The following is a 26,786-nucleotide window of genomic DNA, read 5'->3' on the forward strand; positions in this document are numbered from 1 at the left end:
GATGCGCCGAAAGACCAAGGAAGAGTACATCGAGATCATCTGCTCCCTTGTGAGGGAGGAGGGGCGTGCGCAGACCGGGCGGATCGCCGAGGCGATCGACGTCAAACCCCCCTCGGTCACCGAGATGCTCCGAAAACTGGAGCGGGAAGGCCTCATCGTCTACGAGTCGTATGCGGGCGCGACGCTGACCCCGGCAGGCGAGGGGATGGCCCGGGAACTCCAGGGACGGCACCGGACGTTCGCGGACCTCCTGGAGATCCTCGGGGTCGCCGGGGAGACCGCGGAGGTCGACGCCTGCCAGTTCGAGCACCACGTGAGCCCCGAGACCCTGGACCAGCTCCGGCTCTTCCTCAAGTTCCTCAGGGAAACCCCCGAAGGCCAGCGCAGCCTTTCGGCATTCAGGGAGTTCCGAACGGAGCAGGAGTGAGCAGGGGTCAGACGTCCTCCCCCACCGCCATGCAGGGATACTTCTCCCGGGGATACCGGCCCTCTATGGACTCGCGGATGAACTGTTCCTTTGATGCCGCCGTGCGAAGATCGTCATAGACCTCTTTCGGCACGCCGGCGTAGCGGTAAGAGTTCCCGTTCTCACAGTTGATGAGGAGCGCTTTCGTTGTCGGGTCGTAGCCGACGGACCGTACACCCATGGCTGACTGCTGAGGCATACGGCCGGGTGTGGCGGGCGAAGGTGATAGGGGTTGCGGCGGGGTACGCCGGAGGCCGGACCGGCCGGTCACCGGACCTTCTCGTAGGGGTAGCGCAGCCGGATGAAATCGCCGAAGTACCGGCCCTTCGACCGGGCACCGAGAAACCCTTCGTAGACGGCAGCCGGCACCCCGACGTAATGGTAGACCCCGCCGCTGTGGAACTCGACCTCCAGAATCTCGTCTTCCGGGTCGTAGCCGACCGATTTGATGTTGGTGGACTCGACGGCCTGGCGCTGCATGAACGGCGGTAGAGGGGGCGAGGGGGGATAAGGGTTGTGGGCGGTGAGGGGGCCGGGCATCGCAGAACATGAGTGATATCTCAGTTCACTTGCACCGCCGTTCCGACAGGCTCATAACCTCGCGGTGCCATCCCGCTCTTCGAGGCTACCGATATGGCACGAAGAGACGTAACCGCCGATGAAGCAAAGGCGATGGGCGAGCAGCTTGGGATCACCTGGAAGGAGTTCGACGTCGAAGAGTTCCGGCGCGGGATGGTCGTGGAACTTGAGCACGGTCTCCACGACCCGGTAACGAACGTCACCGACGACGACCTCTTCCTGACGGCAAAGATTGCGCTTGCGCACTTAAACGAGTTTCCGGACTACTACGACCGGCTTGAGAAGATGGAGGAAGAGGCGGAGGCTTACTGGGCGGAGCAGAAGGCGACGGCGGCGCGGTGAAGCCGTCACCACCACGACAGGTCCGCCGGGGCGGCGGGGAGGAGGAGAAGGCTTGCTATCCAGACCGCGGCGAAGAGGAAGACGGCAACAATACTGCTCTCGCGGTAGGGGATCGCTCCCTCGTTCATCCTCTGTGCCGTGACGTACGCGTCGTACGTGCCGTAGAGCCAGACGGCCACTCCGGCGGGGGCAAAACCAAGAACCCCGGCAAGTGTTCCGGCGAGGATGAAGAAGCCGCGTGAAAACTGCCCGTTATACGCCTGGCCAAGCCCGGCAAAGACGAGGGAGAGAAGGGCGGAGAACCCTGGATTCTTTGATTCATGGGTAACTGAAGGGGTAACACCGAAGGCCATAGCAGACACCGGCACCTGAAAGGGCGCCGCAAGGAGAAATGCTTTGTGGACGGTCGGGCCTGCACCGGGAGGGCCCGGTGCGGAACGGTCGGCCAGCAACACCTATTGCCGCTCCCCTCCAACCATGAGGCATGGAACGGCGCCAGAACACGGAATGGATCGGGATACGGCAACGCCGGGTCATCGATGAGAACGATTACTATGCCGACCGGCTCTATGAGAGCCAGCGGGCTGCAACCGCCCACGCCCGGCAGCTGGAGCGCCAGGGAAAGGACGTCCTCGTCCTTCCGGCTACCCGCGAAGGGGGGCACCGGGGCTACGCCGCCTTCTTCAGGAGATAGGATTCCGATACCACAAGGGCAGCCGCCCGGCTCGCTATCCGGTGGAGGTCAATCTGAGCGCGGGCGGAGGCCTTCGGGCGGGGTCAATAACAGAGTGGGGGGCGAACCCCATCCACATTCCCCATTCCTTTGTCGGCCCCGGGTCTGATATATTCCCCCTACGCCGGGGGTTTGAGGGTTGAACCGGCCGGTTCAACCCACCCGGCACTCCCGGAACGCCGGGACCGTGCACCGCTCCCGCCACTCGTCGCGGAGGACCCCCCAGACGTCGATATCCTCAAAGACGCCCCACTTCCGGCCGTGCTCCCGGAGGTGCGCCTCGTGCCGCATCCCGCACTTCGCCATCACCCGGCCCGATGCGGGGTTGCGGGAGAAGTGCATGGCGTAGACCCGGTGCAGCCCGAGGACGGAGAACCCGCACTCGATCACCGCCCGTGCGGCCTCGGTGGCATACCCCCGGCCCCAGTAAGGTCTCCCCACCCAGTAACCAAGTTCCCCCCGCCCGTGGCGGCGGTTGATCTCGACGAGCCCGGCCGCTCCCACGAGATCCCCTTTCCCGGCCCGGGTGACGGCGTAGACGGCGTGCAGCCCCTTCCGGAACCCGGCGGCGTGGGTGGCGATCCAGGCCTCCGCCGCCCCGTCGGGGTAGGGGTACGGGATCTCGAGCGTGCGGGACGCAACGGCGTAGTCGCCGGCGAGCCGCTGGACCACGGGGGCGTCCTTTGGGGTGAACGGCCGCAGCACGAGACGGTCGGTCACGAGGATGGGCTGGCCGGTCATACGGGCATCCTGTGCGCCCCGGGCGGGTTGACGATCCCCCAGACATCAACATCCTCGTAGACACCCCACTTCCGGACATGCTCCCGGAGCCGGCCCTCGTGCACCATCCCGCACTTCTCCATCACGCGCCCGGAGGCAGGGTTCCTGGAGAAGTGCATGGCATGGATCCGGTGCAGGCCAAGAGCGGAGAACCCGTAGCCGATCACCGCCCGGACCGCCTCGGTGGCATACCCCCGGCCCCAGCATGACCGCCCTATCCAGAACCCGAGTTCGCCACGGGCGTGGTCGGGATCGATCTGTATCCGGACGCCGCCGATCAGGCTCCCCTCCCGGGCGAGCGTGACGCCAAAGCCCATCCCCTCACCGCGCTCGACGCCCTCGCAGAGGGAGGTGATCCAGATCTCCGCGAGGCCGTCCGGGTAGGGGTAGGGGAGGAGGGTTGTCGCGGCAACGGCGTAGTCCCCGCAGAGCCGCTGGACCGTGCGGGCGTCCGCAAGGTTGAACGGCCGGAGGATGAGGCGGCCGGTCGCGAGGGTGGGCTGCTTCTCCATAGGCATATGCTCATGGCGCCGGCTGGATATAAGTCCTGCCGCACCCCCCGTCGACCGGCCGGAAACGGCAGCAGAAATGAGTTCCGGCAGGCGTCTCCTCCCCGCGCGATATCACTCCGACTTATACCTTGATCTCTCATTCTTCACGGTTACGAGGCGTAGTGGCGATAATGGGCGACGTGAACGAGGCAATTCAGATAAGAGCACAAGATATCACCGGTATTCGCAAACCAGCAACCTTTATTAATTTTTGTTCTGTATTCCAACATGCATGATCAAAGTCGCGATCAACGGGTTCGGCACCATCGGCAAACGGGTAGCCGATGCGGTCGCCGCTCAGCCCGATATGGAAGTTGTAGGGGTCTCAAAGACCAGCGTCTCTGCGGAAGCGTTCATCGCAAAAGAGCGCGGCTACCCCCTCTACATCTCGGATCTCTCAAAGAAGTCGGCATTCGAGAAGGTCGGGCTTGAGGTCGCCGGCGACGTCGAGACGATGCTCAAGGCCGCCGACGTCATCATCGACGCCACCCCCGGCGGCGTCGGGGAGAAGAACCGGCCGATCTACGAGCGCCTCGGCAAGAAGGCCGTCTTCCAGGGCGGCGAGGACCACGAGGTCGCCGGGTTCTCCTTCAATGCCCACGCAAACTACCGCGAGGCCGAAGGGCACCAGTTCGCCCGGGTCGTCTCCTGCAACTCCACCGGGCTCGTCCGGCTCATCCACGCGATGGACCAGGCATTCGGGGTCGCACGGGTCCGGGCGGTGATGGTCCGGCGGGCTGCGGACCCCGACGACGTCAAACGGGGGCCGGTGGACGCGATCGTCCTCAACCCGGCGACCATCCCGAGCCACCACGGCCCCGACGTCAAGACCGTCCTGCCGCAGATCGATATCGTCACCCTCGCGATGATCGTCCCGACGACGTTTATGCACATGCACAGCATCCAGATGGACTTAAAGAAAGAGACCACCCGCGAAGAGGTGCTGAAGGTCTTTGAGAACCACAGCCGGATCGGGCTCGTCCGTAAGGTTACCGGGATCAAGAGCAACGCCCAGCTCCGGGAGTACACCCAGGACCTCGGCAGGCCGAGGACGGATCTCTGGGAGAACGGGGTCTTTGAGGAGTCGGTCTCGGTCCTGAACGGCAAGGAGTTCTACTGCTTCCAGGCCATCCACCAGGAGGCCGACGTCGTCCCCGAGAACGTCGACTGCATCCGCGCCCTGATGGGAACCGTCAAGGATCCGGAAGAATCCATCCGGATGACCAACGAAGCGCTCAAGCTCGTCGCCATCGGGTGAACGGCCAGGACCGGGGGGGAGAGATAATACTCTCCCTCGCAAAACAGTTTTTCTGAGGGCGGCAACCCTCAAGCACCGGGAGGTCTGGGACTCCCCCACCGCCCGCGCTTCGCGCTCCTCCCGCCCCCTTGCGGGGGCGGGCAGTGCGTGGCGATATCCTCCATCAGGAATTAGTCGCTAGGCTCAAGATTTGGGGCATTTGTAGATAAAGGCCATTACAGCAAGGGCCGCTATGATCAGCCCGACCGTAATAGCAGATCCCATGTCTTGGGCGGTCTGAGTCTCTGACAACAGTGAGATTTTGGCCACCACAAAGAGAGTTACAAAGGCAAAGATTACCTTTACACCAGCTAAAGTTAGATTTCCAAAGGATGATGTTCCAATACTAGCGTCCGACCTGATGCACAGGAGGGTTAATTGAGAGATAGTATTCCCCGATGAGCGTGGTGAGGAATAATCCCATAACATAAAGAAAACCAAAGACCAGTATCGTAGTTGTTTCAATTTCCACTTGATAGCGATAATTCTGACTTACCGTGTACCCTGCTCCAAGGAGAGCGACGATAATTTGTGCAGTGATGAGTGAAAAGATAAACGAAAGTATTCTTTCACGATGTTGCTCGATAATGTTTCTCCACTCAGTCTGCGGGAAATATGATCGAAAACGAATAATACTGGTTTCCGAAGGATTACCATGAATGCGAATGACCAAGAGTGTGGCCATCGTTGTCGAGATAACAAGTAGGGAAGTGATGGAATCAAAAGTCACACTTAAGGTTAATAAAATCACGATATACGACACCATCAGAGGAATAGACAGTAGGAAATAAATTGTCGCAACAAATCTAACCTTCCGTTTCAAACTTTCGTAGTTCTGCCTATGATATATGCCCAATAGTGATATCTGCGCCGATAACCATGGCATAACAAAGTATAGCGTTAAGCCAAAGAAAATAATGACTAGACCAGCAATGGCAATTTCAGGGAGTTCGGGATCTGACGGAATCGGCACTTCTGATATATCTAAAGCCATTCTATCGCTCAGGATACCATTTTGGAATCCAATTTCATTTGCTTATCTTTCCGCCGATTTATGACTATATTAAATATTACAAACAAATACATAAGAGATAGGCCGATAATGATGTAACTCTGTAACACAGCCCAGACGCTGGCAGTCCCTAAAAGGAGAGAGCCTATAAACTGTATCACCGAAAAAACATTTTGAGGCATCCCTTCGCACCCACCTTCCCGCTCTTACCCTCTCAAAGATACAAACTATCTACAGATATATAAGATCGCCTATATTCAGTGATAAGGGTGCCTGTACCCCATGATTTTACAAGGCTATAACCTGAATCTGAAATTCAGACTTCTCTACATCTCTCACAATGCCTGAATTTCCTTTCATAGGCGACAGCGATAGGGGTATCATCTGCACATCCCCTTTCAATAAACTGACAGCGAGGTGATTCCGCTTGCGCGCTTCCAGCAGAAAGACAAAAAATTCAAAGAACCGACCATAACCGATTGGATAGAAAATGTACGTAAGCCCTACTTAAGGAAAATAGAATCGTGTGCATCGACGCTCCCAGAAGAAGCATTAACTCCCCGGCAAACCCACTTCTTTTCATGGATCCGTACGAACTGGTGACGAGGAATACCGTAGAGGTCGTCACCGACGAGGAACTGCGCGCGCTCATCGACCGTCCGGTCAAGCGGGTCTACACCGGCTACGAGCCGAGCGGAGAGATCCACCTCGGGCACATGGTGACGGTGAACAAGCTGATGGACCTACAGCAGGCAGGGTTCGAGGTGACCGTGCTCATCGCCGATCTCCACGCCTTCTTGAACCGCAAGGGCACCATGGAGGAGATCCGGGAGATCGCCGAGTACAACCGCCTCTGCTTTGAGGGGCTCGGCCTCCGGGGCGCAAAGTATGTCCTCGGGTCGGATGTGCAGCTCACGCCGGAGTACGAACTCTCGGTCCTGAAACTCTCCCAGGCAATCACCCTCAACCGGGCGAAGAGGAGCATGGACGAGGTCGGACGGCAGATGGAGAACCCGACGGTCTCGCAGATGGTCTATCCGATCATGCAGATGGTCGATATCGCGACACTCGAAGTGGACGCCGCCGTCGGCGGGATCGACCAGCGAAAGATTCACATGCTCGCACGGGAACACCTCCCCTCGATCGGGTATCCGGCGCCGGTCTGCATCCACACGCCGATCATCAACGGCCTCGACGGGAAGAAGATGTCGTCCTCGGCCGGAAACGTCATATCGGTCGCCGACTCCGAAGAGGATATCAAACAGAAGATGAAGAAGGCGTTCTGCCCGCCCGAGGTAGAAAACAACCCGGTGCTCGAGATCCTGCACTACCACGTCTTCCCCCGGACCGGGACGGTCACCATCCGCCGGCCCGCGAAGTTCGGCGGGGACCGGGAGTTTGCGACCTACGAGGACCTCGAGCGGGCTTACGCCGCCGGCGAGGTCCATCCCCTGGACCTGAAGACGGCCGCCGCCGCCCACCTCATCGATATCCTCGCCCCCGTACACGACTACGTCTGCAGCAGGTGATCCGGCCGTGAGCCGCGAAGAAGAGCACGAACGATTCGACCGCGAGATCGAGGCGATGGGCGTCAGGATAAAAGACGCCAATACGGTGAAGGTACGCGACGATGTCTTTGACGAGGTCACCCTGATGGCCCTCTACAAGCTCGTCCACAAGAAACTCCTCTCCGTCATCGGCGGCCCGATCAGCACGGGAAAAGAGGCGAACGTCTTCTACGGCGAGCGCGACGGGCAGGGGGTCGCGATCAAGATCTACCGTATCCAGACCGCGAACTTCAAGGCGATGACCGAGTATCTCGCGGGTGACCGCCGGTTCTCGAGTGTCCGCGGGACGCGCAAGGGCCTCATCTTCGCCTGGACAAAAAAGGAGTACAGCAACCTCGCCCGGGCGCACGATGCGGGGATCCCGGTCCCCGAACCCCTTGCGTTCGATCGAAACATCCTCTTAATGGGGTTCCTCGGGCGTGACGAGGTGCCGTATCCCCAGCTCCGGAACGCCGATATCGAGGATTACGGGGCGGTATACCGGGATATCCTCGGTTACATCCAGCGGCTCTACCAGGAGGCGCGTCTGGTCCATGCCGATCTCTCCGAATACAATATCCTCTATCACGAGAAACCCTACCTGATCGATATGGGACAGGCGGTCACCCTGGATCACCCGCGGGCGCCCGCGTTTCTGGTCCGGGATATAAAGAACCTCAATCGATATTTCTCCCGCTACTGTGATGTGCCGGACGAGCAGGAGATCATCAGCGCAATCACCGGCACCGAACGCCGGCAGCCCGCACAACCGGGAGAAGGGTGAGATCATGACCACACAGGAGATGAAAGTTTCAGCCGCAAGGATCGGTGTACTCATCGGCAAGAGCGGGTCGACAAAACGCGAGATCGAAGAGAAGACCGGGATAGCCCTCCAGATCGACAGCGAGGAGGGGATGGTGACGATCGAGGGGGAGGATCCCGTCAGCGTCATGACGGCGACGAACGTCGTCTCCGCGATCAACCGGGGATTCTCGCCGGAGCGTGCGTTCCGGCTCCTTGAAGACGAGGATATGATGCTCGATGTCCTCGACCTCGCGGAACTCTCAGGGACGACCCGGCAGCTCGAGCGGCTCCGCGGCCGGATCATCGGGAAGGCGGGGACGTCCCGCGCCCAGATCGAGGATATGACCAGCACGGAGATCTCGGTCCAGGGCAAGACCGTCGCGATCATCGGTCTTCCCGACCAGGCCGAGACCGCGAGGAAGGCGATCGAGATGCTGATCCAGGGCGTGCCCCACGAACACGTCTATGGGTTCCTCGACCGGAAGAAGAAGGAAGCAAAACAGGCGATGCTGGAGTACTATTCGTGATGCGGCCGGGGCCATGCGACCCCGCCCATGGCCATAACAATACGTGCAGTCTGCAGTCTGCAGTGGAAACGAAGGGGTATACATGGAGATAGCGGGTCTCCCCATCCCGGCGGATCTTGTCGCCGGCTACGCCCGGTGCGGGATCACCGAACTCTACCCGCCGCAGGCCGCCTGCGTCGAGGCGGGGCTTTTCTCGGGGAAGAACCTCCTCATCTCCATCCCGACGGCGAGCGGCAAGACCCTGGTCGCCGAGATGGCGATGCACCACCAGGTGGCGAGCGGGGGCAAGTGCCTCTACATCGTTCCTCTCCGGGCGCTCGCGAGCGAGAAGTTCGAGGAGTTCTCAGGAAAGGGGCTCCGGATCGGGATCGCCACCGGCGACTTCGACCGCAGGGACGACTATCTCGGGCGAAACGATATCATCGTCGCAACGAGCGAGAAGGTGGACTCGCTCCTGCGGAACCGGACGCCGTGGCTTACCGATATCAGCCTGCTCGTCGTGGACGAGGCCCACCTCATCGACGATCCCTCCCGGGGGGCGACGCTTGAGATGGTGATCGCGAAACTCCGGCACAGGAACCCGGGCATGCAGATCATCGCCCTCTCGGCGACGATCGGGAACCCTGCCGACCTTGCCGGGTGGCTGGACGCCGCGCTCGTCGAGAGCGACTGGCGGCCGGTCGACCTCCGGGAAGGCGTCTTCTTTGAGGACGCCATCCGGTTCGCCGAGAGCACCCGGGAGGTCGAGCGCAAAAGCAAGTACGAGGACCTGGACCTCGTCCTCGATACGGTCGCGGAGGGCGGGCAGTGCCTGGTCTTCGTGAGTTCAAGGAAGAACGCCGAAGCGTTCGCGAAACGCGCGGCTTCAGGCCTGAAACTCGGAAATCCCGTCCTCGCCGGCTACGCCGACAGAATCCGCTCGAACGCCGCGACTGATATGGGAAAGACCCTTGCCGCCTGCGTCGCGCAGGGCGCGGCCTTCCACCACGCGGGGCTCTCGCGGGAGGAGCGGCAGATCGTTGAGGCGGGGTTCCGGGAGGGAGAGATCAAGACGATCGCCTCGACCCCGACCCTCGCGGCCGGCTTGAACCTCCCCGCCCGGCGGGTGATCGTCCGCGACTACCTCCGGTTCAGCGCCGGGGAGGGGATGCTCCCGATCCCGGTCCGGGAGTACCGGCAGATGGCCGGCCGGGCCGGGCGGCCGCACCTCGACCCCTACGGCGAGGCGGTCCTGATCGCGAAGTCCGAGGAGATGGTCGAGGAGCTCTTCGCCTGCTACATCGAGGCGGACGCCGAGGATGTCCGGAGCCGGTGCGCCGACGAGGCGGTCCTCTGCACTCACATCCTCTCCCTCATCGCGACCGGTTTTGCCCGGGAGCGCGACGAGGTGCTCGGGTTCATGGACGGGACGTTCTATGCCCACCAGGGCGAGAGCCCGCGGGCGCTCTCGCGGGCGGTCCACCGGGCGCTTGAGTTCCTGCGCGAAGCGGAGATGATCACCGAGGTGGGGGAGTGGCTCGAGCCGACGGAGTACGGGTCGCTCGTCTCCCGGCTCTACATCGATCCGAGGAGCGCCGAGGTGATCGTGACGGCGATGACGGGCCAGAAGGACTACACCGATATCGGCCTGCTGCACCTCCTTTGCTCGACACCCGATATGCCGACGCTCTTTGTGCGGCGGGACGACATCTATCTCCTCGACCGGTTCCTGGCCGACCACCGCGACGACCTCTGGATGGAGATCCCCTGGGACGCGGGCGAGGGGTTCGACCGGAGCCTCAAGACCGCGCTCCTCCTGGCCGACTGGGCAAACGAGGTCGCTGAGGACGAGATCTGCCGGCGTTACAACGTCGGCCCCGGGGACGTCTACGGTATGGTGGAGAGCGTTGCCTGGCTGGTCCACGCGAGCCGCCACCTTGCCGGGCTCTTTGCCCCGCACCTCGCGGGCCCCATCGAAGAGATGGAGCTCCGGACCAAGCACGGTATCAAGAAGGAACTCCTGCCCCTCATCAGGCTCCGCGGGATCGGGCGCGTCCGGGCGCGCCGGCTCTTTGACAACAACCTTGGATCCATCGAGGCGCTCCGCGCGGCCGGACCGGAGAAGGTCGGGAGAGTCCTCGGGCAGGGGATTGCCGCCCGGATATTCGAGCAGCTCGAGGGGGCGCGGGAGGAGATCGGGGAGGTCTCTCTGGAGCAGTCGACCCTCTCCCGGTTCGGGTGAATAAGATATGACAAAACCAGCGTGCGATATCTACCCGGCGGTCTTCACCGTCGATGACAAGATGAGGTTCTTAAACGAGATCCGCACGATCGCCGATGCGTGCGATACCCATATCATCCTCTTTGACGCCGACCGCCTGGCCGGGCGCGATCACGTGGAGGCGGCGCTCCGGCACGCCTGGCGGTCGTGGACCGGCGGTGAGCCGATAGCAAACTCGTTCGAGATGGAGGCGCTCCTCTACGCCGCGGGAACCCGGCAGTGCCAGGTGGCCTCGGCCTTCGGGGTCCACCCGGGGGAGAACCACTCCTACATCGCCGTCTGCCCCCCGGCGCCGGGGGTCCGCGACCGGCTTGCCGGTCTTGTCCGGTTCGCCGACGGGGACTGGGATGGGATCGAGCCCGCAAAGCGGGCCCTTCTTGCGGACCTCTTTGATATCACGCCGGAAGAGGTCGCGGTCGTCGGCGAGGACAGGTTCCGCGATCTCGTCCTTGAACGGGTGGCGCTCCTCGACGTCTACCGCTGACCCGCGGAGGCGTGGGTGAGGATGTGCCGGATCTCGGGGATGATGATCTTTTTTGCGGCAAGCGTGACCGCCTTCGTCGAGCCCGGGGTGCAGAAGACCACCCGGCCGCCGGCGACCCCGGCGATCGCCCGGGAGAGGATCGCGGCGGTCCCGATCTCATCGTAACTCTTGAGCCGGAAGAGTTCTCCGAACCCGTCGATCGTCTTCTCAAGCAGCGGCGCGACCGCCTCGATCGTCACGTCGTCCGGCGTGAGCCCGGTCCCCCCGGTGACGATGACGCAGGTGGCGCGCGTAAGCGCCGTCCGGACCTCGGCGCGGATCCGCTCGATATCGTCCGGGACGATGGCGTAGTGGGTCACCTCGATACCCGCAGCGGTGAGGAGGTCGATGAGGGTCTTCCCGCTGGTATCGCTCTCCGGCTTCCGGCTCGAGGAGACGGTGATGACCGCACCCGTCACAGCGAGGGGCTTAAGATGATTGCTCTCCATAGGATCTTCCAGTACTCCTGTACCGCGTATTTTACTTCTTTCTATCTCCCGCGAAGCGGGGCGCCATCCCCAACCCCTTTGTTTCGACTGGAGAGTCAGGGGGGCCCCGGGGGTCGAGGGGGTGGTTGAGGGGGGAGGGGAGGGGAGAGATCCCGGGTTCTTCGGCGGTTAATAGGGTTTATCGTAGTTTTGCGTAGAGATTCCCGTAAACCGGAGGGGCCAGTCCGGCGGGGGAGGAGAGAGGGAGCCGCGGGTTGTTAGTGAGGATCCGGGATGGGAGAGAGGGAGCCGCGGGTTGTTAGTGAGGATCCGGGATGGGAGAGAGCCGGGATCCCGAGATGACGTTGTGGGTTGTTGATAAAGATCCGGGATGGGAGAGAGCCGGGATCCCGAGATGACGTTGTGGGTTGTTGATGAGGATCCGGGGTAGGAGAGAACCGTGACCGGGGAATGTCGATGAGGATCTGGGGGTGGGAAGATAAGCACTGGAGGCTACCGATGAGGAGCCGGGCGGGAAGAGGAGGAGCATTCGAGGTTGTCAGTGAGGAGCCAGGGAGGAGGGAGTTCAACCCGATAGCGGTTTGATCGTCCCCTGACTCTGATTGATCCAGGATCCTTTCGCACCGTTCCCGGGTTTCCTCTTTATTTCCAGCTTTGTATCTTCCTGTTCCTGGTTCTCGTCTCACTACTTTGGGTTTCTCTTGCCCCCTGCTTCCCGTTCTCCTCTCCTGACTTCCAGCTTCTCGTGCTCCCGGACCTTTTCTCTCTGTCCCTGGTTCTCCTCTTACTGTTTCAGGTTTTCTCTTTCTGCGCTATTCCTTTTTGTTGTTCCAGTCCTTTTTCCCTGTATTTTTTTTCTTCTCTTCATTTTTTGCTCTTCTTCTTGTACTCTGTACTGTACCGGTAAAACTTTATATCTTGAGTTTCAGAGGTACACATGACTATCATCATCACTTTTGATTGTATGATACAACCTGGTGTATCATCATCACGTTCCAGTCGAAACAAAGGGGTCGGGGCGATCCCGGGATCCCTCCTCCCGGACATCTCCCGGTATCATCCTCCTCACCCGGAGTTCGCCGGGATTCTCCTGCCAGCCCCTCCCTTTCGAGTTCCACTGGAAACGAAGGGGTTATCAGTCACGAAAACGATCATATTAAGGGTCCCTGACACGAAAATCTCCTGTCCGGGTAACCCCCTCCGGTGACACCATGTCGGACGATAAGACTAATCCAATGGGACTATTCAAAAAATACCTGACCAATAGACGTATATTTAAGAACAGGGAGGTTCTGCGCCACAGCTATCGTCCTCACATTCTTCCTCACCGGAAACCGCAGATCGACGAGCTCGCCTCTATCCTTGCCCCTGCCCTCACGAACGAGACCCCGTCAAACATCCTCATCTACGGCAAGACCGGGACCGGGAAGACGGCAACGGTCCGGTACGTGGGGACCGAGCTTGAGAACGCAAGCGCCCTTGCCGGGACGAAGTGCAAGATCGTCCACCTCAACTGCGAGGTGATCGATACCCAGTACCGTGTCCTCGCCCAGATCGCAAACTGCCTCGACGACGCCGACGAGCACCCGAGCGACAGTACCCGAAGCCACATCCCGATGACCGGGTGGCCGACCGACCAGGTCTACATGGAGCTCAAGAACCAGCTCGAGAGCAACGGCGGGGTGATGGTCATCATCCTCGACGAGATCGACAAACTCGTCAAGAAGAGCGGCGACGACACCCTCTATAACCTCACCCGGATCAACTCCGACCTCAAGTTCGCGAAGGTCAGCATCATCGGGATCTCAAACGACCTCCGGTTCACCGACTTCCTGGACCCCCGGGTCCTCTCCTCCCTCTCCGAGGAGGAGATCGTCTTTCCCCCCTACAACGCCCCGCAGCTCTGCGACATTCTCCAGCAGCGCGCCGAGATGGCCTTCGTCGAGGGGGCGCTCGACGAGACGGTCATCCCGCTCTGTGCGGCGCTCGCGGCCCAGGAGCACGGCGACGCCCGGCGGGCGCTCGACCTCCTCCGGGTCTCGGGGGAACTTGCGGACCGCGAGAACGCCGCCGGCGTGAGGGAGAAGCATGTCCGGATGGCCCAGGAGAAGATCGAGACCGACAGCATGGTGGAGTGCGTCTCCACCCTCCCGACCCAGAGCAAGGCGGTCCTCTACGCCATGCTGATCCTCGAGCAGATGGGCAAACGGATCTTCACGAGCGGGGAGGTCACGGTGGTCTACCGGGAGATCGCGCGGATCATCGATCTCGACGTCCTGACGCACCGCCGGATCACGGACCTCATCTCCGAACTCAACATGCTCGGGGTCATCAACACCCGGGTCGTCTCCCGCGGCCGCTACGGCCGGACGAAGGAGATGTGGTTCGATGCAACGACAAGCAAGATCGAGGAGGTCGTCACGCGCGACCCGAGGCTGGATGACCAGAGGCTCAAAGACCTCGATATCAACCGTTTAAGAGCAATGTTCAGGTGAGACTATGGACGAGAAGGACCGTATCCTCCTCCACCTCCTGGAGGAGAACTGCCGCACTCCGACAAAAGAACTCGCGGTGCTGGCCGAGATGAGTGAAGAGGATGTAAAGAGCCGGATCGGCCGGCTCGAGGCCGCCGGTGCCATCCGCCGCTACGGAGCGGTCGTCGACTGGGAGCGGGCCGGGGACGGGAACGTCGCCGCGGTGCTCGAGCTCAAAGTCTCGCCCGAGCGGGACTTCGGCTACGACCGGATCGCCGAGCGGATCGCCCGGTTCCCGCAGGTCCGGTCGCTCCGGCTGATGACCGGCGCCTACGACCTCCAGATCCTGGTGACCGGGCCGAGCATGCACGAGATCGCCCGGTTCGTCTCCGAGCAGATCGCTCCCATGGACCGGATCCGCGAGACGGCGACGCATATCATCATGAAGACCTACAAGGAGAACGGCACCACCTTCGCCGAGCGCGAAGAGGTCGAGCGTCTCCCCTACTCGTTCTGAGGTGAGACGCGATGAGGGATTTCATCTCGGCACGAGCCCGGGCCATACCCCCGTCGGGGATCCGGCGGTTCTTCGACATCGCCCAGACGATGGAAGACGTCATCTCCCTGGGTGTCGGGGAGCCGGACTTCGTGACCCCCTGGTGCGTCTGCGAGGCCTCGATCTACTCGATCGAGCAGGGGTCGACCGCCTACACATCAAACAAGGGGACCCCCCAGCTCCGGGCCGCCATCAGCCGCTACCTCGACACCCACTTCGGGACCCGGTATGACCCCGAGGAGGAGATCATCGTCACCTGCGGGGTCTCGGAGGCGGCCGATATCGCTATTAGGGCCGTGACGGACCCGGGCGACGAGGTGCTGGTCGCGGAGCCCTGTTACGTCTCCTACACCCCCTGCGTCTCCCTCGCCGGCGGCGTCCCGGTCACCGTTCCCTGCCGGGCGGAGGACGAGTTCCGGCTGACGCCCGAGGCGCTTGCGGAGAGCATCACGCCAAAGACGAAGGCGCTCATCGCGAACTTCCCGAACAACCCCACCGGCGGGGTGATGCAGGAGGCGGACTGGCGCGGTATCGCCGACCTCCTCGTCGACCACGACCTCCTCCTCATCAGCGACGAGGTGTATGGGGAGCTCACCTACGACGGCAACCACTTCTCGCCGGCGAGGCTCCCGGAGCTCTATGAGCGGACGATCACCTTAAACGGGTTCTCGAAGGCCTTCGCCATGACCGGGTGGCGGATCGGCTACCTCTGCGCTCCGCCGGCGATCACCGCGGCGGCCTTGAAGATCCACCAGTACGTCGCGCTCTGCGCTCCCGTAATGGGCCAGATTGCGGCGTATGAGGCGCTCCGGATCGGGGAGGCCGAGAAGGACGCCATGGTCCGGGAGTACCGCCTCCGGCGCAACCTCTTTGTCGACGGGTTAAACAAACTCGGTCTTACGTGCCACGTCCCGAAGGGTGCGTTCTACGCCTTCCCCTCGGTGGCGAGCACCGGCATGACCGATGTCGAGTTCGCCGAGTCGCTCCTGCGCGAACAGCATGTGGCGGTCGTGCCAGGGAGCGTCCTCGGCCCCTCGGGCGCCGGGCACGTGCGGTGCGCCTACGCGGTCTCGCGCGACGATCTCAAGGAGGCACTCGCGCGCATGGCAACCTTTCTGGAGTCAATAAAATAAATTAATCTCCATAATTCTCCGGGAGAGAAAATCATAACTCTTTTATATGAAACTCATGTCCGGATAACGGTTAATTTGCTGTCCGACAGGTGAACGACGGGTGGAGAACCCCTTTATTTCCACTGGAGATGTGGATTTATTCGGGGATCCGGAGAGCCGGGATCGCATCATCCCCATTTCCCGGGTATGCATCCGGTCCAGGAAAATGCCGCCAGATCATCGGGTTCGCATCCGCGCTCCGATGAGCCGAATTCGATCACAGATCAGCCTGTCAATCCGGAGAAAACTCCACGCAGCAGCCCTGGATGTATAGAAGATGATTTTTCCAGTGGAAATGAAGGGGTTCAGATCCGGTGCCGGCCGGGCGTGGGCGATCGCTCATCCCCGGAAGGTAGATATACCAAGGCCGTTCGCCCTCCCGGACGGCCGGATCTTCGTCACCTGCGGACTTACGATCCCGCCGGGTGCCCGGCCGGGTCCCAGTGGTCCTGGTGCCGTGCCGTAGCGGGAGTGGCGGTCGCTCTGGAGCGATCTCTGCTCTGCGGGGGCGGAGCGCGGGCCCGGGGAACAAATATGGGCTGAGATGCCCCGGCTGCTTTTAAACCGGGTGGCCGTTTTCCCGGTATCGGATTGTAACGTTTATCACCCAGTATCGCTCCATCCTACATGATAGAACAATGAGTTGTACTATTATCGTCGGCGGGTTCTTTGGTGACGAAGGGAAGGGCAAGATTGTAGCCCACATCGCTCACCAGGACAGACCATCCATCATCTCCCGGGGCGGCGTCGGTCCGAACGCAGGGCATACGGTTCGCATTGGGGAGAAAGAGTACGGTGTCAGGATGGTTCCCTCCGGGTTCGTCTACCCGGAAGCAGCCCTCATGATCGGGAGCGGCGTGCTCGTCGACCCCCGGGTCTTCCTCCATGAGGTCGACCTGCTCGGTGTCCGGGACAGGACCTTTATCGACGGGCGGTGCGGCGTCATCGAAGAGGAGCATATCGCCCGGGACAGGGGAAGCGAGCATCTCAGCAAGAAGATCGGGAGCACCGGGACCGGATGCGGCCCGGCGAACTCGGATCGCGTTCTCCGGACATCCCGGCAGGCAAAAGACGTCCCGGAACTCGCGGACTTCATCACCGACGTGGCCCAGGACGTCAACAGCGCTCTCGATAACGGTGAGACGGTCCTTCTTGAGGGGACCCAGGGCTTCGGGATCTCCCTCTACTTCGGGACCTACCCGTTCGTGACGAGCAAGGATACCTCCGCCTCGCAGATCGCCGCCGACAACGGCGTCGGCCCGACCCGGATCGACGACGTCATCGTCGTCTTCAAGGCCTACCCGACCCGTGTCGGGGAAGGCCCCTTCTCGACCGAGTTGTCGGTTGAGCGGTCGCACGAACTCGGTATCGAGGAGTTCGGGACCGTCACCCACCGGCAGCGCCGGATCGGCACCTGGGACGGGAAGATGGCGCGCTACTCGGCGATGATCAACGGCTGCACCCAGGCGGCGATCACCGGGATCGACCGGATCGACCCGGCCTGTTTCGGCGCGACGGAGTACGACCGGCTGAGCCAGAAGGCAAAGGACTTCATCGCTCAGGCCGAGAAAGACATCGGCAAGCCCGTCACCCTGATCTCGACGGGCCCCGAGATGTCCCAGATCATCGATCTCCGGAGTGAGTTATGAGAAAGGACCTCATAAAGATCCTCTGCTGCCCGGTCTGCAAGGGCGACCTCGTCCTCTCGGTGACCGACGAGCGCGGCGAGGAGGTACTGGAGGGCACCCTCCGGTGCGCGGTGTGCCGTGTTGATTACCCCATCAACGAAGGCATCCCGAACCTCCTCCCGGAGACCGCCTCCGAGGACTGATCCCGTCGATGTCGGAGATACATCTCAACCAGCGGGGCATAAACGCCATCGTGGTCCCTGACGAGGTCGAGGCGACGCCGGGAAGCGACCTCGCCCTCCATATCATCAACCACGGTCCCCCACTCCACATCACCCTCGCCTCCTCGGACTCTGCGGCCTTCACCGATTTCTTCCACGAGAACCTCTACGTGAACAAGACCGAGGAGTTCCGTATCCCCGTCCGGGAGAACGCCTACCCCGGGGTCTTCTCGATCGAGGTCATCGCCGGCTACGGCGCGAAGAGGGCGAAGTTCCGGGTCGCCGTCAGGGAGCGGCCGGAACCAGACCCGGAACCCGTCCCGGAACCGGCCGTCCCGGCCGCCCCGGCCGCGGCTGTCCCGGCAATAACCCTTCCGGCGCTCCCTCCCCTCCCGGTCCTTGCCCCCGTTGCCGTGGCCCTGGTCCTCTATGGGCTCTGGTTCGTCTACCGGGTTGATCTCCTGAACGCCGCTTCGTTTGCGGCGCTGCTTATCGGGGTCATCCTCACATGGTCGCGGCAGCGGTCGTAGTCGCCGCGTCGCTGCTGGTGGACCGGCTGATCGGGGACCCGCAGTCGCGCTACCACCCGGTGGCGCTGCTCGGCCGGTTCATCGGGTGGTGGGGGGTCCCGGGCCGCTACCCGGTCAGCATCCAGCGCCTGGTCGGGGTCGCGGGAACCCTTCTGACGGTGGCGCTCTTCACCATCCCCTTCGCGCTCGTAGACCTCGCGGCCCCCTGGTTCCTCTACCTTCTCCTCGCACCCTTCCTCCTCAAGGCCTGTCTCGCCTGGCGGGCGCTCGAGGAGCATGCCGCCGCCGTGGTGCGGGCGCTTGAGGGGGCCGGGATCGATGCGGGGCGCTCAACGGTCGGGATGATGGTCAGCCGGGATACGGCGCGCCTCGACTCCGAGCACGTCCTCTCGGCGGCGTATGAGTCGATGACCGAGAACCTGGTCGACAGCATCATCTCCCCGCTCTTCTACTTCGGGCTCTTCGGGCTTGCCGGGGCCGCCGCCTTCCGGGCGATCAACACCCTGGACGCGATGCTCGGCTACCGGGACGAGCGGGTTTGGATCGGGTGGTTTGCGGCCCGCACCGACGACGTCGTAAACTTCGTCCCGGCCCGGCTGACCGGTCTCGTCCTCCTCGCCTACTTTGCGGCAAAAGGCCGGTTCCGACCGGCGTATGCAGCCCTCCGCCGCGATGCGAAGAAGCGGCCGGGGTTCAACGGCGGGATCCCGATGGCGATCATCGCCGGCGGTGTCGGGATCCGGCTCGAGAAGCCGGGCGTCTACACCATCGGCGATCCGGAGCGCTCCCTTGCCGAGGGAGGGGCCGGGATCGTCGCCGCGGTCCGGGCGGCGACGGTCATCTTTGCTATCCTCGAGATCGCCGCACTATTTTTATTGGGGTCCATGAGCTATACATAGAGGTAATGAAACTCGAGGAACTGAGATTTGGCACCGAGCTGATCAAGCGCGGCTTTGCGTCGATGCAGAAGGGCGGCGTCATCATGGACGTGGTCAACGCAGAGCAGGCCGAGCTCGCCGAAGAGGCCGGTGCCGTCGCCGTCATGGCGCTTGAGAGAGTCCCCGCCGATATCAGAGCGGCCGGGGGCGTGGCCCGTATGGCCGACCCGCAGAAGATCGCCGAGATCATCGATGCGGTCTCCATCCCGGTGATGGGGAAGGCCCGGATCGGCCACTTCGTCGAGGCGCAGATCCTGGAAGCGCTTGGCGTGGACATGGTCGACGAGAGCGAGGTGCTGACCCCGGCGGACGAGCAGTTCCATATCGACAAGACCCGGTTCTCCGTGCCGTTCGTCTGCGGCGCCCGGAACCTCGGGGAGGCGCTGCGCCGTATCAACGAGGGGGCGGCGATGATCCGGACGAAGGGCGAGGCCGGGACCGGGAACGTCGTCGAGGCGGTCCGGCACATGCGGGCGATCATGGGCGAGATCCGGAGCCTGCAGGGCCTCTCGAACCAGGAACTCATCGACCGGGCCCGCGATATCGAGGCGCCGGCGGAACTCGTCATCGAGTGCGCAGAGCGCGGCCGGCTCCCCGTCGTGAACTTCTCCGCCGGCGGGATCGCGACGCCTGCCGACGCGGCGCTGATGATGCAGCTCGGGGCCGACGGTGTCTTTGTCGGGTCGGGCATCTTCAAGTCCACGAACCCCGAGGCGACCGCCCGGGCGATCGTCGAGGCCGTGAACCACTACGACGACGCGAAGGTGATCGCGGAGGTGAGCCGGGGGCTCGGCGACGCGATGAAGGGCCTCGACATCCACATGCTCCGCGCAGAAGAGGTGTTGCAGACCCGTGGGCGTTAAGGTCGGTGTTCTCGCCCTCCAGGGCGACGTCGCCGAGCATATCACGGCGTTCCGCGAGGCGCTCGCAGACCGGCCGGGTTCAATGGTCGTCTCGGTCCGGCATGCGGAGGATCTCGCGGACCTCGACGCCCTCGCGATACCGGGCGGGGAGTCGACGACGATCTCCCGGCTGATGGGAAAGAACGGGCTCTATGAGCCGATCGCGGAGTTCGAGGGCGGGATCTTCGCCACCTGCGCGGGAATGGTCCTTATCGCCGACCGGGTGGACGACCCCCGGGTCCGGCCCCTCTCCCTCATCCCGATGCATGTGGCACGCAACGCCTTCGGCCGGCAGGTCGACTCCCGCGAGGCGATGCTCGAGGTTGCCGGGCTCACGGAGCCGTTCCGGGCAGTCTTCATCCGGGCGCCGGTGGCGACGGACGTTGACCCTCAGGTCCAGGTGCTCGCCCGGATACCGGAGGGGATCGTCGCCGTCCGGCACGGGCCGCACATGGCGTTCGCCTTCCACCCCGAACTCGGCGGGGATCTCCGGCTGCACCGGATATTTCTCGCGGGGCTCGGGGTATAGGCCCCGGTCCCGCTCATCCTGCGGTCCTCCGACGCGAGCCTTCATACACCGGCACCGCCAACCTCTTTTACTGGATTGAAGCGCCCCGGAGGTTTCCGTCGGGGCGGATGTGTGACCATGACAGGCAACGACAGAGACGACGAAGGATGTTGTATCGGTTCACGGATGAAGAAGGGTTCCTGCGGCTGCGGTTGCGGCACGCGGAGCGCGCTGAAGGAAAAAAAGGGAGAGGACGGGCCGGCAGAGGAGTGATCCTCTTCCAGAGCCCTGGAGCAGTCCGGGCCTCGATCTTGATCAGGGCGTCCCGGTTCCACCCCACTCCCGGCAAAACGGCTGGAGAGCGCGTCTTTTTGGGAGGCGACAGGAAGATGTTCTGTCGGCATCAATGGAGAAGTATACCATGAAGAAGGAACTCGTCATAGAATGGAACCATATCGGAGAGGAGATCGAGAAGACCGCCGAAGAGTTTGAGGAGACCGGGATGGCGCTCTCGGCCGTTCTCGCCGAGATCCGGATGCTCCTCGAGATGGAGGGGGTCAGGGTCCGGATGAATGAGACCGTTCTCCCCGATGATGCCCCCCCGGGATCAGAGAGCCTCCTCTTCAACGGGGTCCCGGTCGAGGACCTTCTCGAAGGGGTCGAGGTGACCGCCGCAGCCTGCTCCTGCGCAGGGTGCGAGACCTGCGGGGAGGGCTGCGAGGAAGACGCGGAGTGCCGGACGCTCCGCTACAACGGTGAGGCGTACGAGGCGATCCCGCCGGAACTGCTCGGGCGGGCCGCCGCAAAAGCGCTTGAGCTGGAGTGAGGGTGTCTCAGTCCTCCGGCCCGTAGCGCCGCCGGAGGATTGCCGGGACCCCTGCCGGGGCTCCGGCAGCTGCATCCGCGAAGGCCGGAGGATCGCCGGCGATGCGGTTCTGGGGGAAGAGCGCCGCCGGGGCCACGGGGGTTGCCTGCGCCTCCCGCCACTCCCAGACGGCGTCCATCACAGCGTCCGCCGTCGCCATGACGCTCGCGGTCCCGACGTCCACCACGACGGGGTTCCTGATGTTCCATCGCTCGACGACCGTGTCGAGGAGCCGGCGCCGGACCGTCCAGACCATCGGCGGGTGCGGGTGCGCAAGCAGGTGGTCGAGTTGCTCCGCCCAGACCGCGCCCTGGAGCTCGAACCTTCCCACCTCGTCGATCGCCACAAGATCGGTCTCGTGCGGGTCCGGCGGTGCGAGCGCCCTGCGGCCGAACGCGAGCCCCTCGGGCCGGAAGTAGAACCGGCCATGGGCCTCGCACCCGGGATCGGGGTCGACCGAGCAGAGCTCCTCCTGCTTGCCGGTGGCGAGGTCGACCAGGGTGAACCCCGATCTGCGCCCGTCCCGCATGTGGCCGGGGGCGATGACCCCGTGGACACGCACGTTCAGCCCGACGATGAGCCCGAGGACCAGGTGCAGGAACGTCGTCTTGCACTGCCCCTGCCCGCCGGTGATGATGAAGACCGGCGCCCGGCGGCTCATCGGAGGAGCCCTCCGCTGCCGAAGATCGGACGGAGAATGGTGGATATGTCCCGGCCGGGGAGAATGTTCGCTCCGGAGTACATGCATATACTTCCGGGCTGCTCATATAAATTATTTTTACTTATACGGTTTGTTTATGCTATGTAGTTGACACGGTGAACCGCGGTCCCGGTTGCCGGATCTTCCATCAGTATAAGTAGAAAAGCGGGACAATACCATAACGGAGTGAATGATTATGGCTGAAAAGAGTGTTGTGCTCCATACGACGATGGGCGATATCACGATCCGGCTCTACGACGATATGCCGGTGACCGCGGGGAACTTTGCAAAACTCGCGAAATCCGGGTTCTACGACGGGACGATCTTTCATAGGGTCATCGCGAACTTCATGATCCAGGGCGGCGATCCCACCGGGACCGGTACCGGCGGGCCGGGCTACACCATCACCGACGAGTTCGTGAAGGGCCGCTCGAACCGCCGGGGCACGATCGCGATGGCGAACACCGGCCGCCCGAACACCGGCGGGAGCCAGTTCTTCATCAACCTGGTCGACAACACCTACCTCGACTGGGACGACCCCCGGACGCCGAGCGCCCACCCGGTCTTTGGCGAGGTGGTGGAAGGGCTCGACGTCGTCGACAAGATCGGGAAGGTCCGGACGGACTCATCTGACAGGCCCAGGACCCCCGTCCGGATCGAGAAGGCCGAAGTCCTGGAGTAACCCTTTTTTTTATGAACGCGAGTGATACCGACGGGATGCGCCGGCTCGAGGAGCGGATCGGCTACGTCTTCACCGACCGCACCCTGCTTCTCCGGGCGCTCACCCGCCTCGCCTACACCCTGGAGACGGGCCTTCCTCCCGCCGCCCACATGGACGCCCTCGCGACCCTCGGCGACGCGGTCATCAACGTCGTCGTCGTGGAGGCGGTGATCGCGGACGGTGCGCACGATAAGGGCGCGATCACCAACCGCAAGATGAACCTGGTGAACATGTCCCGGCTCCGGGCTCTCGCAGAGGATCTCGACCTCGCGGACCACGTCCGCTGGGGAAAGGGCGAGGCCGCCCAGAGGGTCTGGACATCCGGCCGGGTCCTCGCCGAGTGCCTGGAGGCGCTCATCGGCGCCGTCTACCTGGACGGCGGGATGGAGGCAGCCGCGGGAGTTCTCCGGCGGCTCGGGCTCACGGAGAGGGTGTAACCCCCTCCTCGCCTGTCTCCCCCGGCGCCGGAACCGCGGCCGGCGGGCGCACGAGAAGCCAGGCGGTGGCGAACCCGACCGCGGCAAGGGCCGCGACGAGCGGGAAGACACCGAGGTAGGTCCCGGTCGCCTCCCGGACGAAGCCTGCAAGCTGCGGGCCGGCGATCGCCCCCGCACCGTAGGCGAGGAAGACGACCCCGTAGCAGCGCGGGTAGTCGCACGTCCCGAAGTAGGAGGCCGTCGCCGCCGGCGCGATCGCAAGCCAGCCTCCAAGGCAGCCCCAGAGGACGGCGAAGGCGACGATGTAGGCCGGCACCCCCGGCACGAGCCAGATCAGGAGCGATGCTCCCGCGATCAGCGCGAACGTCAGCATCGCGGCCTTCTGCGGGGTTATCCGGTCGGCGAGGCTCCCGAACCCGGGCCTCCCTAACCCGTTGAAGACGGCGAAGAACCCGACGAGGAGCGTCGCGAGCCCCGCATCCACCCCGGCGACCTCGGTCCCGACCGGTTTTGCGATCGAGATCGCGGCAAGCCCCGCAAGGCAGCCGACGAAGTAGCAGGCAAAGAGCCCGTAGAACGTCCCTGTCTTGAGCATCGCCCGCCGGTCGCACTCGCAGACCGGGACGGTTCCGACCCCGGGCGCGGGAGGGGTCCAGCCCGCCGGCCGCCAGCCTCCCGGCGGGAACCGGAGCGGCAGGGCGGCGAGGAGGAGGACGGCGATGAGCACCGCCCCGAAGATCCGGAACGTCGGCATCACGCCGTAGGCGGCGATCAGGGCTCCTGCTGCGTTTGCGGTGACAAACGCCGAGAACCCGAACCCGAGCAGGGCAAGCCCCACCGCGAGTCCTCGCCGGTCAGGGAACCACCGGGCCGCGACGGCGACTGGCGCCCCGTAGGCGATCCCGACGCCGAGCCCGCCGATGACGCCGTAGACGACGTAGAGCGCCTCGACCGACGTCGCCGTCGAGGCAAGCAGCCAGCCGAGCCCGGTGAGGAGCCCGCCGACGGCCGTCACCCTCCTCGGGCCGTAGCGCTCGATGTACTTCCCGGCAAGCGGCATCGCTATCGCAAAGAAGGCGAGGAAGACCGAGAACGGGAGGAGAACCTCCCCGGCCGTCACCTCCCGGCCGAGCGCCGCGGTGAAGTGCGTGGCAAGCGGCGCCACAAAGACGCTCCAGGAGTAGATGCTCCCGAGACAGAGGTTGATGAGGAGGCCGAGGGCGACAAGCCCCCACCGTCCCCTCTCTGCAGGGAGGCCGAAGATCGTCGGTGCATCCGGCATAAGGTCTACTCCTCCAGCGTCGATATGTCGCCCGGGTCCATGCCGAGCTCGCGGGCTTTTAAGACCCGGCGCATGATCTTGCCGCTCCGGGTCTTTGGGAGCCGGTCCATGTACTCGATCTCGGCCGGGACCGCGACGGGGCCGAGGTTTTTCTTCACGTGCCGGGCGAGTTCCTCGGCAAGATCGTCGCCGGGATTCGCGCCCACGCGGAGGGTGACGAAGGCCTTGATGACGTTCCCCTTCAGGGCGTCGGGCTTCCCGATGACCGCCGCCTCCGCCACGGCCTCGTGGGAGACGAGGGCGCTCTCGACCTCCGCGGTCCCGATGTTGTGCCCGGCAACGACGATCAGGTCGTCGGCCCGGCCGATGACCATGATGTAGCCCTCCTCGTCCTTCACCGCAAGGTCGCCTGCGGTGTAGCAGCCAGGAATGGTCTCCCAGTAGGTGCGGTAGCGCTCGTCGTTCCCGTGGACCGTCCGGAGCATCGCGGGCCAGGGCTCCCGGATGACCAGGAACCCGCCCGTCCCCGGCGGGACGGGGTTGCCCATTCGATCGACGACATCGACGACGGCGCCCGGGATGGGTTTGCCGGCAAACCCGGGCTTCATCGCTTCGCCGACCATCGTCGTCACCATGTGCATCCCGGTCTCGGTCTGCCACCAGGTGTCCACGACCGGGCACCGCCCGCCGCCGATCCGGTGGTAGTACCACTCGAACGCCTCGGGGTTGAGCGGTTCCCCGACGGAGCCGAGGACCCGGAGCGTCGAGAGGTTGTACTTCGCCGGCCACTCATCGCCGTAGCGCATGAACATCCGGATCGCCGTCGGGGCGGTGTAGAAGATCGTCACCCCGAGGTCCTGGACCAGCCGCCAGTAGGCGCCCGGGTCCGGGTAATCGGGCGTCCCTTCGGCGATGACGACGGTCGTCCCGACGGCGAGCGGGCCGTAGACGATGTAGCTGTGGCCGGTGATCCAGCCGGGGTCGGCGGTGCACCAGAAGACGTCGCTCTCCCTGACGTCGAAGACGCACTTTGTGGTGTAATAGGTCCCGACCATGTAGCCGGCGCAGGTGTGGACGATCCCCTTCGGCGCCCCGGTCGAGCCGCTCGTATACAGGATGAAGAGCGGGTCCTCGGCATCCATCACCTCCGCCGGGCAGTCCGGCGCGGCTTCTGCTGTGAGGGCCATGTAGTCGACCTCCCGGGCCGGGTCGAGGTCAGGCCCCCGGCTCTCCCGCCGGAGGACGACGACGCGCTTGACGGAGGGTGCACTCGCGAGCGCTTCCGTTGCTATCTCCCGGAGCGGGACGGTCTTTCCCCGCCGGTAGCCGACGTCCGCGGTGACGAGGATCTTTGCCCCCGCGTCGTTGATCCGCATCGCGAGCGCACCCGCCCCGAACCCGCCGAAGACGACCGAGTGGACGGCCCCGATCCGGGCGCAGGCGAGCATCGCGACGACCTGTTCGGGGACGAGCGGCATGTAGATGCAGACCCGGTCGCCCTTCCCGACACCGAGGGCCTTCAAACCGTTTGCAAACCGCATCACCTCGCGGTAGAGGTCTTCGTAGGTGAAGGTCCGCTCAGCCCCATCCTCACCGCGCCAGACGATCGCCGGCTTATCCTTCCGCTCCCCGGCGGCGTGGCGATCCAGGCAGTTGTAGGTTATGTTCAACTTCGCGTCGACAAACCACCGGGCATACGGGTAGTTCCACTCCCTGACCCGGTCCCATGGTCTGAACCAGGCGAGCTCACGGGCTATCCGGTCCCAGAACCCCTCCGGATCGCGCATGAACTCGCTGTAAGCCTGCGCGTAATCCGGCACCCGGGCAGCCGCCCTGCACCGGGGATCGGGGGTGTAGCGCTTCTCCTCCAGTTTCACGGCGAACGTCTGTTCCATTGTACCACTTTTAACATGATTAATCATGCCGAATTGCCCCGGTCAGGACCCCTATGGGTCCGATGCCGTGCAAAAGCGGAATGATCT

Annotated in this window: 32 protein-coding genes; 22 read left to right on the forward strand and 10 right to left on the reverse strand. The window is 63.4% G+C overall.

Features of this window, described 5'->3' with window-relative positions; translation table 11 throughout:
• The first annotated feature begins 1 nt into the window (after window position 1).
• On the forward strand, window positions 2-427 hold the full coding sequence (locus QZ650_RS10370) for a metal-dependent transcriptional regulator (RefSeq protein WP_292522181.1): 426 nt from the start codon (window positions 2-4) through the stop codon (window positions 425-427).
• 7 nt (window positions 428-434) lie between these two features.
• Here QZ650_RS10370 and QZ650_RS10375 read toward each other — a convergent pair whose 3' ends face one another.
• Entirely contained in the window at window positions 435-665 is a 231-nt protein-coding gene (locus QZ650_RS10375) for a KTSC domain-containing protein (RefSeq protein WP_292522185.1), read from the reverse strand.
• 68 nt (window positions 666-733) lie between these two features.
• The gene (locus QZ650_RS10380; protein WP_292522188.1) at window positions 734-946 is read right to left on the reverse strand and encodes a KTSC domain-containing protein; all 213 of its coding nucleotides are present in this window, start codon (window positions 944-946) and stop codon (window positions 734-736) included.
• Window positions 947-1,099: 153 nt separating this feature from the next.
• Here QZ650_RS10380 and QZ650_RS10385 point away from each other — a divergent pair, with 153 nt between their 5' ends.
• Window positions 1,100-1,387: a DUF5661 family protein gene (locus QZ650_RS10385; protein ID WP_292522191.1), complete on the forward strand. Its 288-nt coding sequence runs from the start codon at window positions 1,100-1,102 to the stop codon at window positions 1,385-1,387.
• Between the two features lie 5 nt (window positions 1,388-1,392).
• On the opposite strand, the gene QZ650_RS10390 is transcribed toward QZ650_RS10385, so the two are convergent.
• Window positions 1,393-1,740: a hypothetical protein gene (locus tag QZ650_RS10390; protein WP_292522194.1), complete on the reverse strand. Its 348-nt coding sequence runs from the start codon at window positions 1,738-1,740 to the stop codon at window positions 1,393-1,395.
• Between the two features lie 131 nt (window positions 1,741-1,871).
• On the opposite strand from QZ650_RS10390, the gene QZ650_RS10395 reads away from it, so the two are divergent.
• Complete coding sequence (locus QZ650_RS10395) at window positions 1,872-2,081, forward strand: hypothetical protein (protein ID WP_292522196.1); 210 nt, start codon at window positions 1,872-1,874, stop codon at window positions 2,079-2,081.
• Between the two features lie 192 nt (window positions 2,082-2,273).
• Here the strand turns inward: QZ650_RS10395 and QZ650_RS10400 are convergent, their stop codons facing one another.
• On the reverse strand, window positions 2,274-2,861 hold the full coding sequence (locus QZ650_RS10400) for a GNAT family N-acetyltransferase (RefSeq protein WP_292522199.1): 588 nt from the start codon (window positions 2,859-2,861) through the stop codon (window positions 2,274-2,276).
• Window positions 2,858-3,412, reverse strand: a complete 555-nt coding sequence (locus tag QZ650_RS10405) for a GNAT family N-acetyltransferase (RefSeq protein ID WP_292522202.1) — start codon at window positions 3,410-3,412, stop codon at window positions 2,858-2,860. The genes QZ650_RS10400 and QZ650_RS10405 overlap by 4 nt, the downstream gene beginning before the upstream one ends.
• Window positions 3,413-3,683: 271 nt before the next feature.
• Between QZ650_RS10405 and QZ650_RS10410 the strand changes: the two genes are divergently transcribed.
• Window positions 3,684-4,709 (forward strand): type II glyceraldehyde-3-phosphate dehydrogenase, encoded by a 1,026-nt coding sequence (locus QZ650_RS10410; protein WP_292522205.1) that lies wholly within the window; start codon window positions 3,684-3,686, stop codon window positions 4,707-4,709.
• A gap of 385 nt (window positions 4,710-5,094) precedes the next feature.
• Here the strand turns inward: QZ650_RS10410 and QZ650_RS10415 are convergent, their stop codons facing one another.
• Complete coding sequence (locus QZ650_RS10415) at window positions 5,095-5,742, reverse strand: hypothetical protein (protein ID WP_292522208.1); 648 nt, start codon at window positions 5,740-5,742, stop codon at window positions 5,095-5,097.
• Window positions 5,743-6,341: 599 nt separating this feature from the next.
• On the opposite strand from QZ650_RS10415, the gene QZ650_RS10420 reads away from it, so the two are divergent.
• The 5 genes from QZ650_RS10420 (at window position 6,342) to cgi121 (ending at window position 11,382) form a co-directional block, all read left to right on the forward strand.
• Window positions 6,342-7,289, forward strand: coding sequence for a tyrosine--tRNA ligase (locus QZ650_RS10420; protein ID WP_292522212.1), 948 nt, complete (start codon window positions 6,342-6,344; stop codon window positions 7,287-7,289).
• Window positions 7,290-7,296: 7 nt separating this feature from the next.
• The gene (locus QZ650_RS10425; RefSeq protein WP_292522215.1) at window positions 7,297-8,091 is read left to right on the forward strand and encodes a serine protein kinase RIO; all 795 of its coding nucleotides are present in this window, start codon (window positions 7,297-7,299) and stop codon (window positions 8,089-8,091) included.
• A gap of 4 nt (window positions 8,092-8,095) precedes the next feature.
• The gene (locus tag QZ650_RS10430) at window positions 8,096-8,638 is read left to right on the forward strand and encodes a KH domain-containing protein (protein WP_292522218.1); all 543 of its coding nucleotides are present in this window, start codon (window positions 8,096-8,098) and stop codon (window positions 8,636-8,638) included.
• A gap of 82 nt (window positions 8,639-8,720) precedes the next feature.
• A complete protein-coding gene (locus tag QZ650_RS10435; protein WP_292522220.1) occupies window positions 8,721-10,859 on the forward strand; it encodes an ATP-dependent DNA helicase in 2,139 nt (712 codons plus the stop codon).
• A 7-nt stretch (window positions 10,860-10,866) separates the two neighbouring features.
• Window positions 10,867-11,382 carry a KEOPS complex subunit Cgi121 gene (gene cgi121, locus QZ650_RS10440; protein ID WP_292522222.1) on the forward strand — a complete coding sequence of 172 codons (516 nt, stop codon included), beginning with the start codon at window positions 10,867-10,869 and terminating at the stop codon, window positions 11,380-11,382.
• Here cgi121 and QZ650_RS10445 read toward each other — a convergent pair.
• Window positions 11,373-11,870: a molybdenum cofactor biosynthesis protein B gene (locus QZ650_RS10445; RefSeq protein WP_292522224.1), complete on the reverse strand. Its 498-nt coding sequence runs from the start codon at window positions 11,868-11,870 to the stop codon at window positions 11,373-11,375. The two genes, cgi121 and QZ650_RS10445, sit on opposite strands and share 10 nt — an antisense overlap.
• 1,211 nt (window positions 11,871-13,081) lie before the next feature.
• Here QZ650_RS10445 and QZ650_RS10450 point away from each other — a divergent pair.
• The 11 genes from QZ650_RS10450 (at window position 13,082) to QZ650_RS10500 (ending at window position 21,625) form a co-directional block, all read left to right on the forward strand.
• Window positions 13,082-14,365, forward strand: coding sequence for an ORC1-type DNA replication protein (locus QZ650_RS10450; RefSeq protein WP_292519336.1), 1,284 nt, complete (start codon window positions 13,082-13,084; stop codon window positions 14,363-14,365).
• 4 nt (window positions 14,366-14,369) lie between these two features.
• Entirely contained in the window at window positions 14,370-14,861 is a 492-nt protein-coding gene (locus tag QZ650_RS10455; protein ID WP_292519334.1) for an Lrp/AsnC family transcriptional regulator, read from the forward strand.
• An 11-nt stretch (window positions 14,862-14,872) separates the two neighbouring features.
• Window positions 14,873-16,033 (forward strand): aminotransferase class I/II-fold pyridoxal phosphate-dependent enzyme, encoded by a 1,161-nt coding sequence (locus QZ650_RS10460; protein WP_292519332.1) that lies wholly within the window; start codon window positions 14,873-14,875, stop codon window positions 16,031-16,033.
• 677 nt (window positions 16,034-16,710) lie between these two features.
• Window positions 16,711-17,721, forward strand: coding sequence for an adenylosuccinate synthetase (locus QZ650_RS10465; protein WP_292519330.1), 1,011 nt, complete (start codon window positions 16,711-16,713; stop codon window positions 17,719-17,721).
• Window positions 17,718-17,903, forward strand: coding sequence for a methytransferase partner Trm112 (locus QZ650_RS10470; protein WP_292519328.1), 186 nt, complete (start codon window positions 17,718-17,720; stop codon window positions 17,901-17,903). The genes QZ650_RS10465 and QZ650_RS10470 overlap by 4 nt, the downstream gene beginning before the upstream one ends.
• An 8-nt stretch (window positions 17,904-17,911) precedes the next feature.
• Window positions 17,912-18,451: a hypothetical protein gene (locus QZ650_RS10475; protein WP_292519326.1), complete on the forward strand. Its 540-nt coding sequence runs from the start codon at window positions 17,912-17,914 to the stop codon at window positions 18,449-18,451.
• Window positions 18,430-19,350, forward strand: coding sequence for an adenosylcobinamide-phosphate synthase CbiB (gene cbiB, locus QZ650_RS10480; protein WP_292519323.1), 921 nt, complete (start codon window positions 18,430-18,432; stop codon window positions 19,348-19,350). Before QZ650_RS10475 ends, cbiB begins: the two co-directional genes overlap by 22 nt.
• 5 nt (window positions 19,351-19,355) lie before the next feature.
• The gene (gene pdxS / locus QZ650_RS10485) at window positions 19,356-20,252 is read left to right on the forward strand and encodes a pyridoxal 5'-phosphate synthase lyase subunit PdxS (RefSeq protein ID WP_292519321.1); all 897 of its coding nucleotides are present in this window, start codon (window positions 19,356-19,358) and stop codon (window positions 20,250-20,252) included.
• Window positions 20,242-20,820 carry a pyridoxal 5'-phosphate synthase glutaminase subunit PdxT gene (gene pdxT, locus QZ650_RS10490; RefSeq protein WP_292519319.1) on the forward strand — a complete coding sequence of 193 codons (579 nt, stop codon included), beginning with the start codon at window positions 20,242-20,244 and terminating at the stop codon, window positions 20,818-20,820. Before pdxS ends, pdxT begins: the two co-directional genes overlap by 11 nt.
• Before the next feature lie 117 nt (window positions 20,821-20,937).
• Window positions 20,938-21,072, forward strand: coding sequence for a hypothetical protein (locus QZ650_RS10495; protein WP_292519317.1), 135 nt, complete (start codon window positions 20,938-20,940; stop codon window positions 21,070-21,072).
• Between the two features lie 133 nt (window positions 21,073-21,205).
• Complete coding sequence (locus QZ650_RS10500) at window positions 21,206-21,625, forward strand: DUF2703 domain-containing protein (RefSeq protein ID WP_292519315.1); 420 nt, start codon at window positions 21,206-21,208, stop codon at window positions 21,623-21,625.
• Between the two features lie 7 nt (window positions 21,626-21,632).
• On the opposite strand, the gene QZ650_RS10505 is transcribed toward QZ650_RS10500, so the two are convergent.
• A complete protein-coding gene (locus QZ650_RS10505; protein ID WP_292519313.1) occupies window positions 21,633-22,325 on the reverse strand; it encodes a nucleoside-triphosphatase in 693 nt (230 codons plus the stop codon).
• 235 nt (window positions 22,326-22,560) lie between these two features.
• On the opposite strand from QZ650_RS10505, the gene QZ650_RS10510 reads away from it, so the two are divergent.
• On the forward strand, window positions 22,561-23,046 hold the full coding sequence (locus QZ650_RS10510; RefSeq protein WP_292519311.1) for a peptidylprolyl isomerase: 486 nt from the start codon (window positions 22,561-22,563) through the stop codon (window positions 23,044-23,046).
• Window positions 23,047-23,057: 11 nt separating this feature from the next.
• Window positions 23,058-23,522: a ribonuclease III domain-containing protein gene (locus QZ650_RS10515; protein WP_292519309.1), complete on the forward strand. Its 465-nt coding sequence runs from the start codon at window positions 23,058-23,060 to the stop codon at window positions 23,520-23,522.
• On the opposite strand, the gene QZ650_RS10520 is transcribed toward QZ650_RS10515, so the two are convergent.
• Window positions 23,506-24,804 carry an OFA family MFS transporter gene (locus QZ650_RS10520; RefSeq protein WP_292519307.1) on the reverse strand — a complete coding sequence of 433 codons (1,299 nt, stop codon included), beginning with the start codon at window positions 24,802-24,804 and terminating at the stop codon, window positions 23,506-23,508. The genes QZ650_RS10515 and QZ650_RS10520 overlap by 17 nt on opposite strands.
• A gap of 5 nt (window positions 24,805-24,809) precedes the next feature.
• Entirely contained in the window at window positions 24,810-26,699 is a 1,890-nt protein-coding gene (gene acs, locus QZ650_RS10525; RefSeq protein ID WP_292519305.1) for an acetate--CoA ligase, read from the reverse strand.
• Between the last annotated feature and the right edge of the window lie 87 nt (window positions 26,700-26,786).

This window comes from Methanoculleus sp. (assembly GCF_020696975.1).
Taxonomy (GTDB): Archaea; Halobacteriota; Methanomicrobia; order Methanomicrobiales; family Methanoculleaceae; genus Methanoculleus.